Annotated in this window: 1 pseudogene; it reads right to left on the reverse strand. The window is 30.0% G+C overall.

Features of this window, described 5'->3' with window-relative positions:
• Positions 1–607 (reverse strand): annotated as a pseudogene (locus tag GOQ24_RS15720) (hypothetical protein); the annotation flags it as partial.
• Positions 608–843 lie beyond the last annotated feature (236 nt).

Here is an 843-nt window from a genome sequence, read left to right on the forward strand (position 1 = left end):
CACCAAAGTAATGTAATTTTTTAAATGTTTTCTTCACATTGTCAACTTCTTCCTCTACTTCTACAACTTTAAAGAATGTTTCGGTTTCATTACCTAATAAAAGCTCATCTAATGGAATTTCAGAAGTCCCGGTAGTTTTATCAATAATAACAAGTTTACCAGGTTTCCCATCCTCACCAGGAACATATACAACTGTTCCTCCACCATTTTCTCCAGATCCTGTTGCATTCTCAACAACTTTAATACGATCACTCAAAGTGTTAACAACAGATTGAGAAGTTACTTTTTCCCATTGACCAGTAGGTTTGTTAGTCCAATAGTAAAAACCTATACCTATTGTTACAACATTACTAGCATCCTTTACTTCAGTAGCGTTATAGATAAGCATACCTTCATCCTTAGTGTTACCAGCTAATCCAAAGGTGTTTAAATCTGTTAGTTCAATTCTTGGTATCAATACCCCTTTGTTAGTTGAGGCAACATCTAACATCGCTGATTGCGATGGAAGTGGATTTCCAATACCTACTCCTGGTATATCTGTTTGCGCTTGCGCAATAGAAGAAACACCTAAAGCAAGTAAGAATAAAGTAGTAATTCTTTTTTTCATGTTTATTTTGATTTTACATTATACTTTGAAAACTCTAAAAAAATCATAACAATATTTTTTTACAAACTCTTCACAGAATTCTGTTTTCGTTTACACTACAAAATTAAAAAAAACAATCATTATAAATGCTTTTTGTTAATATTATTGATTTATTAAAAAAATACACTTAATAACAGACAAAAATCAAAATAATTTATCTTAATTAAGAGAAATAATCATTTTAAAAACATTTTAAC

It is taken from the genome of Myroides sp. LoEW2-1 (assembly GCF_009767705.1).
Taxonomy (GTDB): domain Bacteria; phylum Bacteroidota; class Bacteroidia; order Flavobacteriales; family Flavobacteriaceae; genus Flavobacterium; species Flavobacterium album_A.